At 60.0% G+C, this 14265-nt stretch carries 12 protein-coding genes and 1 pseudogene; 6 read left to right on the top strand and 7 right to left on the bottom strand.

What is annotated here, in order from left to right:
* On the bottom strand, nucleotides 1-231 hold a 231-nt coding region (locus WCA53_RS29995), incomplete at its 3' end, for a LacI family DNA-binding transcriptional regulator (RefSeq protein WP_423919891.1).
* A 311-nt stretch (nucleotides 232-542) separates the two neighbouring features.
* On the opposite strand from WCA53_RS29995, the gene WCA53_RS29990 reads away from it, so the two are divergent.
* From WCA53_RS29990 to WCA53_RS29970, 5 genes are all read left to right on the top strand, one after another.
* Nucleotides 543-1682: an ABC transporter ATP-binding protein gene (locus WCA53_RS29990; RefSeq protein ID WP_423919888.1), complete on the top strand. Its 1140-nt coding sequence runs from the start codon at nucleotides 543-545 to the stop codon at nucleotides 1680-1682.
* 11 nt (nucleotides 1683-1693) lie between these two features.
* Complete coding sequence (locus WCA53_RS29985; RefSeq protein ID WP_423919885.1) at nucleotides 1694-3631, top strand: beta-galactosidase; 1938 nt, start codon at nucleotides 1694-1696, stop codon at nucleotides 3629-3631.
* A 36-nt stretch (nucleotides 3632-3667) separates the two neighbouring features.
* Entirely contained in the window at nucleotides 3668-4912 is a 1245-nt protein-coding gene (locus WCA53_RS29980) for an ABC transporter substrate-binding protein (protein ID WP_423919882.1), read from the top strand.
* A gap of 108 nt (nucleotides 4913-5020) precedes the next feature.
* The gene (locus WCA53_RS29975; RefSeq protein WP_423919896.1) at nucleotides 5021-5878 is read left to right on the top strand and encodes a carbohydrate ABC transporter permease; all 858 of its coding nucleotides are present in this window, start codon (nucleotides 5021-5023) and stop codon (nucleotides 5876-5878) included.
* 28 nt (nucleotides 5879-5906) lie between these two features.
* Nucleotides 5907-6758, top strand: coding sequence for a carbohydrate ABC transporter permease (locus tag WCA53_RS29970; protein ID WP_423919879.1), 852 nt, complete (start codon nucleotides 5907-5909; stop codon nucleotides 6756-6758).
* Between the two features lie 191 nt (nucleotides 6759-6949).
* Here the strand turns inward: WCA53_RS29970 and WCA53_RS29965 are convergent, their stop codons facing one another.
* The 6 genes from WCA53_RS29965 to WCA53_RS29940 are packed head-to-tail and all read right to left on the bottom strand — an operon-like array spanning nucleotide 6950 to nucleotide 12884.
* On the bottom strand, nucleotides 6950-8053 hold the full coding sequence (locus WCA53_RS29965) for an ImpA family type VI secretion system protein (RefSeq protein ID WP_423919874.1): 1104 nt from the start codon (nucleotides 8051-8053) through the stop codon (nucleotides 6950-6952).
* Nucleotides 8054-8068: 15 nt separating this feature from the next.
* Complete coding sequence (gene tssG / locus WCA53_RS29960; protein ID WP_423919869.1) at nucleotides 8069-9112, bottom strand: type VI secretion system baseplate subunit TssG; 1044 nt, start codon at nucleotides 9110-9112, stop codon at nucleotides 8069-8071.
* Nucleotides 9112-10992 carry a type VI secretion system baseplate subunit TssF gene (gene tssF / locus WCA53_RS29955; protein ID WP_423919866.1) on the bottom strand — a complete coding sequence of 627 codons (1881 nt, stop codon included), beginning with the start codon at nucleotides 10990-10992 and terminating at the stop codon, nucleotides 9112-9114. The genes tssG and tssF overlap by 1 nt, the downstream gene beginning before the upstream one ends.
* Before the next feature lie 44 nt (nucleotides 10993-11036).
* The gene (tssE, locus tag WCA53_RS29950; protein WP_423919863.1) at nucleotides 11037-11588 is read right to left on the bottom strand and encodes a type VI secretion system baseplate subunit TssE; all 552 of its coding nucleotides are present in this window, start codon (nucleotides 11586-11588) and stop codon (nucleotides 11037-11039) included.
* The gene (locus tag WCA53_RS29945; protein ID WP_423919860.1) at nucleotides 11575-12420 is read right to left on the bottom strand and encodes a type VI secretion system accessory protein TagJ; all 846 of its coding nucleotides are present in this window, start codon (nucleotides 12418-12420) and stop codon (nucleotides 11575-11577) included. The genes tssE and WCA53_RS29945 overlap by 14 nt, the downstream gene beginning before the upstream one ends.
* Nucleotides 12417-12884, bottom strand: coding sequence for a TagK domain-containing protein (locus WCA53_RS29940; RefSeq protein WP_423919856.1), 468 nt, complete (start codon nucleotides 12882-12884; stop codon nucleotides 12417-12419). Before WCA53_RS29940 ends, WCA53_RS29945 begins: the two co-directional genes overlap by 4 nt.
* A 512-nt stretch (nucleotides 12885-13396) precedes the next feature.
* Here WCA53_RS29940 and WCA53_RS29935 point away from each other — a divergent pair.
* Nucleotides 13397-14265: pseudogene (locus WCA53_RS29935) on the top strand (type VI secretion system ATPase TssH); the annotation flags it as partial.

Genomic DNA, 14265 nt, shown 5'->3' with positions numbered 1-14265 from the left:
GAATTCCGGATAGAAAGGATTGGCAATGCTCGACACGATCAGTGCCAGCGTGGGTGCGCTCCCTTCGGCCAACGCCCGCGCGGTCAGATGCGGGCGATAGCCCAGCGCAGCGACTGCATCGAGCACACGCTGCCGCGTAGCGGCGCCCACTTTGCCGCGCTCGCGGAGCACATTCGATACGGTGGCGGGCGTAACGCCGGCGCGGAGCGCAACTTCGGTCAGCGTAGTCATGGGGGCTATGAGTCTGGTGAGTCAGGTCGGTCAGGGCTAACGCGGGAAGAACCTCGGGTAGCGTCGGCGAACTGTCGCCTAGCGTGCGGCCATCGTGCAAGCTCCGACGTGCCTGTTCACATTTTGGGATGGTTCTGCAGCATTTGCATTGAACATCGGCCAAGGCTAAATTCCGACCCACGGCAACAAAAAAACACACGACGGAGACAACCTGCAAGAGCGATCCGGAGCAAGGATCGTTTTTTAACGGTCAAAAGGTTAAGCGCTTAACCTTCTGTTTGTCTCTCGGGAAAAACGCGGAGACATCTCGCATGGCAAGCATCTCGTTACGGTCGGTTCAGAAGGCGTACGGCGATCACGCGCCGGTCATCCGCGACCTCGACCTTGAAATCGGCGAACACGAGTTCTGCGTGTTCCTCGGCCCATCCGGTTGCGGAAAATCCACTTTGCTTCGCATGATTGCGGGCCTCGAAGACATCACGGACGGCGATCTCTACATCGACGGGAAGATGGTCAACGACGTGCCGGCTGCTCAACGCGGCGTGGCAATGGTGTTTCAAAGCTATGCGCTCTTTCCACACATGACGGTGTACGAGAACATGGCGTTTGGCCTGACACTCGCCAAGACGCCTAAGGATGTGATCGCGAAGAAAGTAAACGAAGCCGCCCGCGTGCTGCAACTCGAAGCGCTGCTCGACCGCAAGCCTAAGGCGTTGTCGGGTGGTCAGCGCCAACGCGTGGCGATCGGCCGCGCGATCGTGCGCAGCCCCGGCGTCTTTCTCTTCGACGAACCGCTCTCCAATCTCGACGCAACCCTGCGCGGCCAAACGCGCGTGGAAATCGCGCGGCTGCACAAGCAGTTCGCGACCGCGAGCGTCGTGTACGTGACGCACGACCAGATTGAAGCAATGACGCTCGCCGACAAGATCGTCCTTCTGCACGCGGGCGCCGATACGGCGAAGTACGGCAGCATCGCGCAAGTGGGTACGCCGCTTGAGCTATATCACCGGCCCAAGAGCCGCTTTGTGGCGGGGTTTATCGGCTCGCCGCGCATGAATTTCCTGCCTGCGCATGTGGTGTCGACGAGCGCCGAATCCGTGCAGGTCACGCTCGATGGAACCCACGAGACCATCGACGTCCTCGTGAACGGCACGGGCCTGGAATCGAATCAGGCGGTCACGCTCGGCATTCGTCCCGAGCATCTTGAGCCTGCCACGGGCCACGTTGCCCAGCAAATCATCCGCACTGTATCGCTCGTCGAACAACTCGGCGAACACAGTTACCTGCATCTCGATCAACCCCATGGCGCCATGCTGATTGCAAAGGCGCCGGGCGATCGCACTCCCGGACAGGGCGAGCAGGTGGCGTTCAATGTACCGCCCGCGTCTTGCCATCTATTCACCGACGACGGCCTCGCCGTCCCGTCGGCTTCCGTTACCCAATTTGCGTAGGAGCGCATAGCATGCATCTAGGAGTCTGCTATTACCCGGAACACTGGCCCGAATCGATGTGGAAAGACGATGCTGCGCGCATGAAATCGCTTGGCATCGATCACGTCCGGATTGCGGAATTTGCGTGGAGCCGGATGGAGCCGTCGCCCGATGAGTATCAGTGGGGCTGGCTCGACCGCGCGGTCGACGTGCTCGCCGATGCAGGCCTGAAAGTCGTCATGTGCACGCCGACCGCGACACCGCCGAAATGGCTGATCGATCGTCATCCTGACATTTTGCCCGTCGGTGCCGATGGCCGTACGCGCGGCTTCGGCTCGCGCCGTCACTACGATTTTTCATCGCCGTCGTACTTCGAGGCATCGAAGAAAATTTGCACGGCTGTCGCTGAGCGCTACGGCAAGCATCCCGGCGTCGCGTTCTGGCAAACCGACAACGAGTACGGTTGCCATAACACGGTGGTCAGCTATTCGCCGGCTGCGGCTACGCGTTTTCGCGGGTGGCTGAAGGATCGGTACAAGACGATCGACGCGCTGAATACGGCCTGGGGCACGGTGTTCTGGAGCATGGAATACCGCAGCTTCGAAGAAGTCGATCCGCCCATTGGCACGGTCACGGAAGCGCATCCGGCGCATCGGCTGGATTACCGGCGTTTCGCCTCCGACGAAGTCGTGCGCTATAACCGCATGCAGGTCGAGATCATCCGGGCGCATTCCCCGGGGCGGCCTGTCGCGCACAACTTCATGCAGTTGTTCACGGAGTTCGATCACTATAAGGTTGCCGCGGATCTGGATATCGCGACGTGGGACAGCTATCCGCTAGGCGCGCTCGAAGAACAGTGGTTCGACCCGGAGATCAAGGCGAAATGGCTGCGCACGGGTCATCCGGATTTTGCGTCGTTTAATCACGATGTTTATCGTGGCATGTCGAAGATGCCGTTCTGGGTCATGGAACAGCAACCGGGCCCCGTGAACTGGGCGCGCTTTAATTCTGCACCGCTGCCGGGCATGGTGCGTATGTGGAGCTGGGAAGCCTTTGCGCACGGCGCCGGATGCGTGTCGTATTTCCGCTGGCGCCAGGCGCCGTTCGCGCAGGAACAGATGCACGCCGGCTTGAACACGCCTGATAACCAGGTCGATGTCGGCGGTACGGAAGCGCACACGGTCGCGCAGGAGATTCAGCAAGTCCTGAAGGCTGGCGGCGAAACGCCTGTATCCACCAAAGTCGCACTCGTGTGGGACTACGAAGCAAAGTGGCTGTTCGAGATCCATCCACAGGGCGCGGATTTTGCCTATCCGCGTTTCGCGTTCGAATACTACAGCGCGTTGAGGAGTCTCGGTCTTGATGTAGACGTGATTCCGGTTGGAGCGCCGCTCGATGGTTATCGGATGATCGTCGTGCCGCCGTTGCCGATCGTGCCAGCGGATTTTGCCGATCGGCTGGCCGCGAGCGGAGCGCATGTCGTGCTTGGGCCGCGTACGGGTTCGAAGACAGAAAACCTCGCCATTCCTGCCACGCTGCCACCGGGTCCGCTTGCCAGTCAGGTCATGCCGATCCGCGTCTGGCGGGTCGAATCCATGCGTCCCAACGTAACCGAGAAGGTCAATGGTGGCGAGGCGCGTCACTGGCGCGATTTTATCGAAGTGAAGCAGGGTGTCGAGGTCGAAGCGAAGTTCGCGGACGGTCATCCGGCTATCGTGCGGCACGGCTCGGTACGCTATCTCGCGAGTCTTTTTGACGACGCCCTCACGCAAAACATCTTTCTTAAAGTAGCCAAGGAAGCGGGTTTGCAAGCTGAACCGCTGCCCGAGGGTATCCGCATCAGCCGGCGCGGCGCGTTGACGTACGTCTTCAATTACAACGCGACGCCGCACAAGATTTCCGGCGCAAAAGATTTCGTAGTGGGGCAGGAAGAAGTGGGAGCGCAGGGCGTCGGGATTTACCGCGCATAGATGGAACATAAAACATTCGTCATTGAGGAGACACGCATGAAGACTCGAATTCGAAACGGACTGACCGGCGCGGCTTTGGCGGTCGCGCTTGTTACCGCCAGCATCGCGCAAGCAGGCACGCTGACCGCGAACATTGCGTTCAAGGGAGCAGGCCAGCGCGCCGTCTGGGAACAGACCTTCGATGCGTTCCATAAGGCGCATCCGGATATCGACGTGAAGGTTTCCTACGTCGATGAGGAAGCCTTCAAGGTCCAGCTCCCCGGCTGGCTCACGACCGCGCCACCCGATATCCTGAACTGGCACAACGGCGAGCGCATGGCGTATTACGCCAAGCGTGGCCTGTTCGACGACTTGACCGCCGACTGGACCAAGAACAACTGGAACTCGATGTACGCATCGACGAAGGAATCTTCCAGCTATAACGGCAAGCAATATGCGGCGCCGACCGTGTATTACTCGTGGGGCATGTTCTATAGGAAGGACCTGTTCGACAAGGCCGGCATTTCGGCCGAGCCGAAGACGTGGCCCGAATTCCTCGACGCCTGCAAGAAGCTGAAGGCTGCCGGCATTACGCCGGTCGCGGTAGCGGGTCGCGATGCGTGGACGCTTGCAGGCTGGTTTGATTACCTCGATCTGCGGATCAATGGCAACGCGTTTCACCAGAAGCTGATGGCGGGCGAAGTGCCTTACACCGATCCGCGCGTGAAGAAGGTCTATACGACGTGGAAGGACCTGATCGATAACAAGGTGTTTATCGATAATTCGCTCTCCTATGACCTCGATGCCGTGCAGCCGTTCCTGTTCCAGGGCAAAGCCGCAATGATGCTGATGGGGACGTTCATTACCGCTGGCTTCCCAGCCGATATCAAGCCGAAGATGGGTTACTTCCAGTTCCCGATCATCGACGCCAAGGTGCCTACGGCTGAAGATGGCCCGGTTGAAGCGCTGAACATTCCGTCGAAGGCGAAGAACAAGGCGGACGCGCATACGTTCCTCGCGTTTGTCGAGACGCCCGAAATCAGTGCGCAACTTGCCACGGGCCTGGGGTCGTTGCCGGCCAATAGCAAGTCGCCGGAACCGGAGGACCCCATCTCCAAGATCGGCTTCCAGATCCTGTCGCAGACCAGGGGTGGCATTGCCCAGTTCTACGATCGCGATATGACGAAGGAAATGGCCGACGAAGGCATGAAGGGCATGCAGCAGTTCGTGTCCGATCCGACCAAGCTCGACGAGATCCTGGCGCAACTCGAAGCAACGCGCAAGCGTATCTACAAGAAGTAAGCAGCGAGGTCGGCGCGCGTGGTTGGCGCGCCGACCTGGTCGACTGGGAGACACATCATGTCCGAAACCCTCAGCGTTGCGGCAGTGAAGACGAAACGTCGCAAGCGGATGTCAGCCTCAGCGCGCCAGCAGCGGCTGGCTGCGTTCGTGTTTCTCGCGCCTGCCTGCATCATGGTCGCGATCTACGTGGTCTGGCCGATCATATCGAGTATCACGCTCAGCTTTTATAGCTGGGACGGGATGACGGAGAAGACATTTGTCGGCATCGGCAACTACGTCGAACTGTTCCATGCCCCCACGTTCTACACCGCGCTGAAGAACAACGTCTTGTGGCTCGTGCTCTTTCTCCTTGCACCGCCGATGGGACTCGCCGTCGCCTTGTACCTGAATCAGGCGGTGAGCGGAATACGTGTGGTGAAGTCCTTGTTCTTTGCGCCGTTTGTGATGTCGGGCGTGGTCGTGGGGCTGATGTTCTCGTGGTTCTACGATCCCACGTTTGGCTTGCTCAAACTGATCCTGGGGCATGGGGTGCCGGTGCTTGGCGATCCGCGCTACGTGACCTTCGGGATCATTTTCGCGGCGCTTTGGCCGCAGACCGCGTACTGCATGATCTTGTACCTGACGGGCTTGACCACGCTTAATTCCGAGCAGTTAGAAGCTGCGCGAATGGAAGGCGCCAAGGGCTGGACGATGCTGTGGCACGTCGTCTTGCCGCAACTCCGGCCGACCACGTTCATGGCGATCGTCGTGACCATCATCGGTGCGTTGCGTAGTTTCGACCTGATTGCCGTGATGAGCGGTGGCGGTCCGTTCGAGAGTTCGACCGTGCTGGCGTATTACATGTACGACCAGGCGATCAAGTATTTCCGCATTGGATATTCGGCTGCGATCGCCGTCGTGCTGTTCGCGATCATGATGGTGTACATCGTTTATCACTTGCGCAGAATGTTGCGCACCGAGCAATAGAAGCAACTCGAACACGAAGGAGCGCGGCATGTTTCCGACGCCTATCGCCAAGTGGAAGCCCGTCAATCGGGTGCTGTACAAAATGTCGTTGCCGGTTGCGCTGGTGATCTGGTTGTTGCCGTTGATCGCGGTGATGGTGACATCGATCCGGTCGTCGGAGGAGTTGGTCGAGGGCAATTACTGGGGCTGGCCGCGGCACTTTTCCTTGCTGGCAAATTACAGCGAGGCGCTGACTACATCGCCGATGCTGCATTACTTGTGGAACAGCGTATTGATCACGTTGCCGGCGGTCGTGGGATCGATTGCGCTGGCGTCGATGGCGGGTTTCGCGCTGGCGATTTATTCGTTCCGTGGCAATACGGCGTTGTTTGCGACCTTTGTCGCCGGGAATTTCGTCCCGATCCAGATCCTGATGATTCCGGTGCGGGATTTATCGTTGCAATTGGGAATCTTCAATACGGTCGGTGCGCTGATCTTGTTCCACATCGCGTTTCAGACGGGCTTTTGCGCTTTGTTTTTGCGTAACTTTATCAAGCAGTTGCCATTCGAGTTGGTGGAGGCGGCGCGAATAGAGGGGGCCAATGAATGGACGGTCTTCTTCAAGATCGTGTTGCCGTTGATCAGGCCGGCATTGGCAGCGTTGGCGATCCTGGTGTTTACGTTCGTCTGGAACGACTATTTCTGGGCGTTGTGCTTGACGACCGGTGACGAAGCGGCCCCGATCACGGTCGGCGTGGCAGCGTTGAAGGGGCAGTGGGTTACTTCGTGGAACCTGGTGTCGGCGGGATCGATCTTGGCGGCGTTGCCGTCGGTGATGATGTTCTTCGCAATGCAAAAGCACTTTGTGGCGGGGCTGACGTTTGGGGCGACGAAGGGGTAGGGGGTACACGTTTGAGCGGCTGCGATGCGAGCGGATTCAAGCCGTTGCATTGCGTTGTCTCTACTTGTGCTTCCATGGGCGCGCATCGCGAAAAAGGCGGAGTGACAGGGCCGCCGTAACGTCGCGCATTCGCTGCCCGGTCGCAACACTGCGAGCCGACGCGCCCTCGATCGTCTTGCTCGATCGTGGGCTTACGGCTCGGCATCCCACTGCGCCAGCAGGTCGGCTGGAATTGCCTGGACAGTCTCGGCGTATCGCTTGCCAACGAACTGCTCCGCGCGCTTGAGCAGAACCGGAATTGGACTACTCGGTTCGTGCGTTTCGAACCACAACCTTGCCTGGCGCATCTTTTCCAGCGCCGCCTGCCGGTCCGGCAGTGGTGCGCGTGTGCTCCGTATAGATTGAACGGGTTCCACGTGCTCGACAGGTAGCGTTGGCTCGTCAAGGTGTCCCTTGATGCCCTCCATCTGCTCCTCGCCTGCGTCGTTTGCCGCCATCTCGTCAATGTCCGCGTCATCCTGGAAGGCAGTGTCGACGATGGAACTGTCTATCGGGCGCGCAAGCAACCGAAGCAACGTGGCTAGTGGGGACAAGTCCGGTGCAAACGAGCCCAGGTGCAACTCGCACCATGCAGTGATCGTCGCGAGACTCGCCAGCGCCTGATCGAATCCAGCGAGCAACGCGGGATTCTGCTCGCGTAGCGCGTCCAGTTGCTGCGTAACCGAGTCCGGTGCCAGTGCATCGACCGGCCGAGGTCTCGCAAATGCACGCTCGACATCGCGAACCTGCAAACGCGTCGCGGTGGATTTGGCTAGCGGCACCTCTCTTAGATCCGACAGCAATCCATCTGTGTCAGTGAGTGCCTGCAGCGCGTTGGCGCGAATCTCCAGTGCCGCATCACGATCCGTATCCACAACCAGTTGCGGATGAATCGCATCGGGATACGTATCGAGCAAGCGCGCAAGAAGGAGAATTCCTTCGCCAAGGCCGGCCGCCCCGGCAAGCCGCGTACGGCAACGCGCAAACAACACGGCGAGCCGAATATCCTTGCTGCGCAGCATCAGCCTACGGCAATCGCGATCGATATCGCTCCAGTTGACTGGATCGGCCGAGCCCACAAAGTTGCCGTACTGCGCGTCCGGCTGCACGATGGTTTTGGCGGACAGGACCACATATTCCGGGTCATATTCGAGGTCGATGCCGCACGGCGCATCGCCTGTTACAGGCGCGATCCAATCATGTCTAACGGTTTCTTGCTGCCGCGCTTTCGCGGGCGTTTGTTTCTTCGCGTTCATATCACCATCAGTTCGCTAGTGCGTGATTAGCGTGTATTGCTCGGGTTCAAAGCGCATTCCGGTGATCGGTTCGCCGGTTGGGGAAGTGCCGAGCCATCCCGACCAGCCCAGCCGCTCGGGTCCACCGATCACTGCTGGCGGCGCACCTTGCGCCTTGATGCGAAGTTCGAGTTCCCAGACGTATTCATAGCCGATGAAGGCCCGTACCCATTCCACCAGCAGCGGAAGATCAGCGCCCTGGGGCGTGAAGCGCAGATATTCGCTGATATCGAGCGGACCGACGACGATGCGAAACTTGTGCTGCCGGTCGGGGACTTGCTCGCCGAGCATCGCGCCCACCGACAACACCGATGGCGCACCCGGCTTGCCAAGCCGGCTGTGTTCAGCCGGATCGACCTCGATCCAATGCCACACGTGTTCATCGATCGCTACGGGCACGCCAAAAAACTGCGCGAGTGTCGCGCGCAGGCCGTCCGGATTGCGCGCTTCACGCACTAAATGAGCGGAAGCCGATATGCGCGCGTGAGCCGGCAGCCTGCGGCCTTTGATCTCGCTCGTATCCTGCCCGAACAGGCTCGCGATGTAGAACGAGAAGCGCTCGTCGTTAGGACGGTCGAGGCCCGCGGCCGCCTGAGACGACGACCACGCGCGATAGAAAAGCGTCAGGTAGCGATGGTGAAAAATGTCCAGGAAATCGACGAGCGTGCTGTCGCGCCGGTTCTCCTTGCGATCCCGCGCGATTTCCGTGACGTGGATCGGCAAGGGCCCGTTCGGACCGAGCATGCCTAGCCCATACAGCCGTAGCTTCAGACGCCCATCAACTTCGCCCACCTCGGCAATCTCACGCGGCGCAAACGTAAGGCTCGGCTGTTGCCCCAGGCGATAGGGTTCTGCCTGCGGACGCAGTGCTCGCCCGATCTGCGGAATGCGTGAATCGGCGCCTAATCGTCGTAGCAAGCTCAGGAAGCCGTAGCGCCACGGTTCAGCACGCAGCTTGTCGACCAGTTCGGGGGAAAGCGTGGTGTCTCGCACCACCGCCGTAAATCGCGCACGGTCCATCAGGCCGCCCCTCTCGAACCCATGCGCACTGGCCAGCGGGCCACGCGCCCCCGCTGCATCGAGTGCAGTTCGGTCTGGGTGAAGACATTGATCGACACATGCCGGGCCAGATAGTGTTCCAGAATCAAGCCAAACAGATACGGACTGGTACCGGAGAAGCCGCTTTCATCGACCGTGAGTGAACACTCGATACCACGCCCGAATACCAACGGGCCGCCTCCCGGCAGCCGCCGCGTGACCGGCCGGGTCTTGACCCCCACCAGACTTTCGACCTGGCGTTGCTGGGACTCATCCTCGCCCGTCAGGAACAAACGCAGCAAGTCGCGCAAGCCCTGGCCGCCGGCTCGATGATCGAGATCCGCCAGCGGCAGGTAGTTGAAGTTCAGTTGGCGAATCAAGCGCCACGCCATGTCACGTTCTGCATACGGCGCCTTCGGCGCACTGGGCGCGCGGATCAATCCAATGCCCACGAGCGGCGCCGATTCCGACACCTTCAGATCGGTTACGCCGTTGCGCGGCACAAGGCTTGGCAAATCGCGATTGGTGAGCCACGCATCCACGGAGAGATAACGGATCACTTCCGTGTACGGCGCTTCATTCTGATCGACCAGCGATACGAACGTCTCGGTCCCGACGTAGGGCGTGCGCGTCCCATAGCGGCGCGCGGAATCGGACATCAACCGACGCTCGCGGCGAATAGAAAAGTATCGGCCGTAGTTGCCTTCGTCGTTGTTCAACGTCTGGTAAAGCGGTCGAAACGGCAGTTGCTTTGACGTCGCAGCCACCTGCCCCGACATGCTTTCGACGGCGAACACTTCATAGTCGAGCGGTTGAAGGCGTGACGGCACCAAGTGAAATTCGGTCGCAGCTTGCGATAGTTCGATGCGATCTGTCCGTTGCCGGAACAGGTTCACGACAGGCGTACAGAAGAGCGCGAAGCGAGATGCATCGACGAGATTCGCGAGTGCATCGGGCGTCCGGTCCAACAGGATGACGATCTCTGCTTCCTTGCCGTTAATACGCGCGAGGCCCGCTTCAAGACCGGTCAACGAGAAGAAATAAAACCGGCTTGGGCACGCGAAATACTCATGTAGCAGGTTGTGCCCATGAAAACTCGACCAGATCAGCGGCAGCAGTCCCTCATCCGGCCCGAGTCCTTCGTGAACCACCGCATCCGATGTCACCGCGTGGAGCGCCCGTCCGAGTTCGCCGGGTACTCCCGTCAGCGATGCAATACCGGCTGTGTGCAACAGTTCGAACAGGTGGGACGCTACCTGTTCGTCGCCCGCCAGATAGATCGGCAGCCGGTCGAGCGCCTTGAGATCCGCGATGTTCGCGTCCCCGGTTGTGCGCAACCGCAGACGCAGGGCGCCACGTACCTGTGCATGCGCGGGTACGTAACGGTCCAGCGACGGAATATCCGGCGGAATGCCTGTGAGCCGCGCATCGACGATTTCCAGCGGATACAGCGTTACGTCCTGGCCGCTGCGAAACTGGCATGCCGTCTGTTCACCGTCCGGCACGCGCGCGGCAAATGCCGACCCGCGTGCGATACGAAAGCCTTCCGCCAGATTGCCTTCCTTGGGGCTGGGAAAAAAACGCGCGACTGCCATCGAGGGTGTCGGCGCCACGTAGTTCGGGTAAACGACTTCGAGTAGTCGCTCGGTAAACCGGGGAAATTCGGCGTCGAGTTTGATCTGCATGCGCGCCGACATGAAGCAGAACGATTCAATGATCCGCTCGACATACGGGTCGGCCACTTCTCCTGCCTGCATGCCAAGACGCCGGGCGATCTTCGGGTGAGCCTGCGCGAATTCGCCCGCCATTTCGCGCATGTAGATCAGTTCCTGATTGTAGTAATCGAGCAGTCGCGGGTCCATGCGTGGTCTTCGTTGTGGTTTGTTATAAGGTCTGGCGCTTCACGTCAGAGCACATTGGCGACGTTCATGCGGCTCGTCTCCAGGTCGATTGAGCTTTGCACCAGGAATTCCAGCGGATACGGGTCCATGTGAACCATGCCGCGCACTTCAAACTTCAGCACGTTGTAGTGGTTCTCGGCGTCGTCCTTCATAAGCGGCGTGACGACAAGCGAATCGGGCATGAGACGTGGCTCGAACTCGCCAATGGCACGACGGATAACCGTCTCGACATCGGCCCATTTGCGTGAGGCGAGGTAGGTACCAGAGAGCGGTGGCACGCCGAAATTCACGGTCGAGGCGGCCGCCTCGGGATAATGGCCCCGGTCGATCTGGTCTTCGATGCTGGTCGTGTTCAGCAAGAAGGCCAGATCCCGTTGCAGGATGTCACGCATCTGCGCACGGCTGACGGCAAACTCGTCGAGTCCTTCGGTTTGCCGTTGCGGGGCGTCGTCTCGAAGACGGTCGAGCAGCGTGGGCAACAAGTGCGCGTTGGCGCGGCGCGGTGCCCCGACTGGCGAATTCGTACGAGAACGGCGGCCATCCTTAACCGGCTGCATGGGTTTCATCCTTCAGCGTCGGGCCTTCGACGCCCGGGCTAAATTCACACGAGGCCAGTTCGAACACGCTGAAGTCGCCCGCGCTGGTAGTCCAGGTCTTCCGGCCCATGCCAATTACAGCGGTCCGTCCGACTTCGCGCCACACGGTCTGTCGGCCCAGACGCAGCGCATCGTCGTCTTGCGCCGATGCGGGATAGCGGGCGGGCAGGAAGCCTCGTACAGTGCTGCCGTCGTGAAGCGTCAGCGTGCATGGCGCCCAGATGAGTTCAAGAAGTGTGGCCGGCCGCTCGACTTGCCATCTCGCGATGTCCGCGAGAGCGAGCCAGCGGTAATGTCCTGCCGTGATGAACTCGCACACGGGCCCGAGGCGTGAATCGCTGTCGCTGATCCATTCGGCCTCGGCTTGGGGAGAACGGGCCCGGACAATCTTCGCGGCGTCCAATGCCGCTTCGCGCACGCGGTCCGCGGAATCGATTTCGCCTTGAGCCGTCAGGCGCAGTGCATCGATGAGTCCGTCAACCCACGGTAGTGGCTCGAACAAAAAGCCCGGGCGTTGCTCGCCCGCGAACACTTTCGTACGCGAGCGTTCAGCGCGAATCAGGTCGCGACAGGCGTGCGCCATCGCGGCCTGGTCTGGCTGCTGTTGGGTGCAGATCTGCAACTGCTGGATGGCGCGTTCCCACTGCCCGAGCACGCAAAGCAGCTGGAATAGTTCCCAGCGATGCCCGGCGTGTGTGGGATGAGCACGCACGTTGGCCTCTGTATCGGCGAGTCGCACAACGAGGGAGGTTTCGTGGCTAGCGCCGCCCGCTGGCTGGTTTGCTTCGGTCATAGGTCCGCTTCGGATTGGGAGAGCACACGGGGTGCGAGAACCGGACTGTCGATGCCGGAAGCATGGTGTTCGCGGCGTACGAGTGCCGACGGCAAGCGCGAGGGCCGCTCCTTGAATTCGGGCGGCGCGAACAGGCGCAGGATTTCAGGCACGGGTTCCGCCATGGGCGCCGGGGGCGAGTTTTCTGGCGCGAGTTTCCCGAACACGTCCTCAAGACCGCGCGCCCCTGACAGCAGCGCTTCGATGGATTCCACGCGCTCGTGCCGTGCGGAAGACTGATCGTTCAACGAGGCGTGTTCGGTCGCAGCAGGAGCGCTCCAATCACCCGAAAACGCGGCCTGCGGATCATCGAGCGCGCGGCAATATTGCGCATAAAGCGAACCGATCACGTCGGCCGTCCCGTTTGTCCCGGACTGGACCGGCTGCGCGCGACTGCCGTTCGTCCCGATCAGGCCAAAGATCATGTCTGCGTCGTCTTTCGGTTCCGAGCGCAGATAACCGTCATGCGGTGATTCAAGCCGTGACGGGTGGGCAATTGAGTGGACAGTTTGCGCCTGGCCGATAATCCCCGGCTCAGCGTTCCGAGGCGCCGTTATTATCTTATTAATCCTCTTTCGCTCCGGTGAAAGCCAATCCTCTATTATCTTTTTGCTTGCCCGTCTCATTTTCATTTATCTCAAAATAAATAGTACGACAGCGTCATTAGGACTGCATGATAGCTCGATTCAATCTGTTCGCGCATCACTCTGAACGCCTTTCTGAGTAGCCCATGGAGGCCCGCACGCATCGATTTATCACGACAAAACGAATAAACAAATCAGATCTATCCTAATGTTTATGGAGGTTTCCATCTAGAAATATTTGCCGTCGCCAATTAACTTTAACGCTTTACAAAAACTGGGCCAGACCGATATATTTCTCGCCAAGTAACATTCAGATCGTTCATTTCAGGCAAATGAAGTTTAAATAAAATATTATGACAATCACGCGGCACGCATTATTCGGCAAACTCGGGGGCACGCTTTTTAAAAGCGTTGAGTCGGCGACCGCCTTCTGCAAGCTGCGTGGCAATCCCTACGTCGAACTGGTCCATTGGTTGCATCAGATCATGCAGTTGCCCGACAGCGACCTGCACCGCGTCCTGCGTCACTGCGACATCGATCTCGCCGTGCTGGAACGGGACATGACACGCTCGCTGGCGACACTACCGGCAGGTGCCAGTTCGATCAGCGACTTCTCTCACCACATCGAAACGGCCATCGAGCGCGCCTGGGTGTTTGCGACCCTGACCTTCCAGGACAATCGCGTGCGGGGTGCATGGCTTGTGGCCGCACTCGTGAAGACTCCCGAACTTCGGCGCATCCTGCTTGGCATATCGCCGGTCTTCCAGAAGGTTCCCGTCGACGGCTTGAGCGAGGCGCTGCCCGCGTGGATCGACGGTTCGCCGGAAACGGCGGATGTGCCCTACGACGGCACCGATTTCTCGCCGGCGACGCCGGGTGAGGCATCGGGTGCATTGCCTTCGTCACCGAAGGGCTCGCCCCTGGAGCAGTTTTGCACCGACCTGACAGCGCGTGCGCGTGAAGGCGGGACCGACCCGGTCGTTGGCCGCGAGCTTGAAATTCGCACGATGATCGACGTCCTCTTGCGGCGCCGACAGAACAATCCGCTGCTGACAGGCGAAGCCGGGGTCGGTAAGACTGCGGTCGTGGAAGGTCTTGCGCTCGCAATCGCAAGCGGCGCGGTGCCGCCAAAGCTCGCGGACGTACGATTGATGAGCCTCGATGTGGGGGCGCTGCTGGCCGGCGCCAGCATGAAGGGCGAATTCGAGGCACGGCTTAAGGG

Origin of the sequence: Caballeronia sp. (assembly GCF_049581465.1) — a bacterium.
GTDB lineage: Bacteria > Pseudomonadota > Gammaproteobacteria > Burkholderiales > Burkholderiaceae > Caballeronia.
The sequence above is the reverse complement of the archived record's forward strand: the minus strand, read 5'-3'. Positions and strand labels throughout refer to the sequence as shown.

What these genes read in the sequence shown, in the direction of transcription:
- WCA53_RS29990 (WP_423919888.1), top strand. Translation starts at nt 543, where the DNA reads ATGGCAAGCATCTCGTTACGGTCGGTTCAGAAGGCGTACGGCGATCAC.
- WCA53_RS29985 (WP_423919885.1), top strand. Translation starts at nt 1,694, where the DNA reads ATGCATCTAGGAGTCTGCTATTACCCGGAACACTGGCCCGAATCGATG.
- WCA53_RS29980 (WP_423919882.1), top strand. Translation starts at nt 3,668, where the DNA reads ATGAAGACTCGAATTCGAAACGGACTGACCGGCGCGGCTTTGGCGGTC.
- WCA53_RS29975 (WP_423919896.1), top strand. Translation starts at nt 5,021, where the DNA reads ATGTCAGCCTCAGCGCGCCAGCAGCGGCTGGCTGCGTTCGTGTTTCTC.
- WCA53_RS29970 (WP_423919879.1), top strand. Translation starts at nt 5,907, where the DNA reads ATGTTTCCGACGCCTATCGCCAAGTGGAAGCCCGTCAATCGGGTGCTG.
- WCA53_RS29965 (WP_423919874.1), bottom strand. Translation starts at nt 8,053, where the DNA reads ATGAACGCGAAGAAACAAACGCCCGCGAAAGCGCGGCAGCAAGAAACC.
- tssG (WP_423919869.1), bottom strand. Translation starts at nt 9,112, where the DNA reads ATGGACCGTGCGCGATTTACGGCGGTGGTGCGAGACACCACGCTTTCC.
- tssF (WP_423919866.1), bottom strand. Translation starts at nt 10,992, where the DNA reads ATGGACCCGCGACTGCTCGATTACTACAATCAGGAACTGATCTACATG.
- tssE (WP_423919863.1), bottom strand. Translation starts at nt 11,588, where the DNA reads ATGCAGCCGGTTAAGGATGGCCGCCGTTCTCGTACGAATTCGCCAGTC.
- WCA53_RS29945 (WP_423919860.1), bottom strand. Translation starts at nt 12,420, where the DNA reads ATGACCGAAGCAAACCAGCCAGCGGGCGGCGCTAGCCACGAAACCTCC.
- WCA53_RS29940 (WP_423919856.1), bottom strand. Translation starts at nt 12,884, where the DNA reads ATGATCTTTGGCCTGATCGGGACGAACGGCAGTCGCGCGCAGCCGGTC.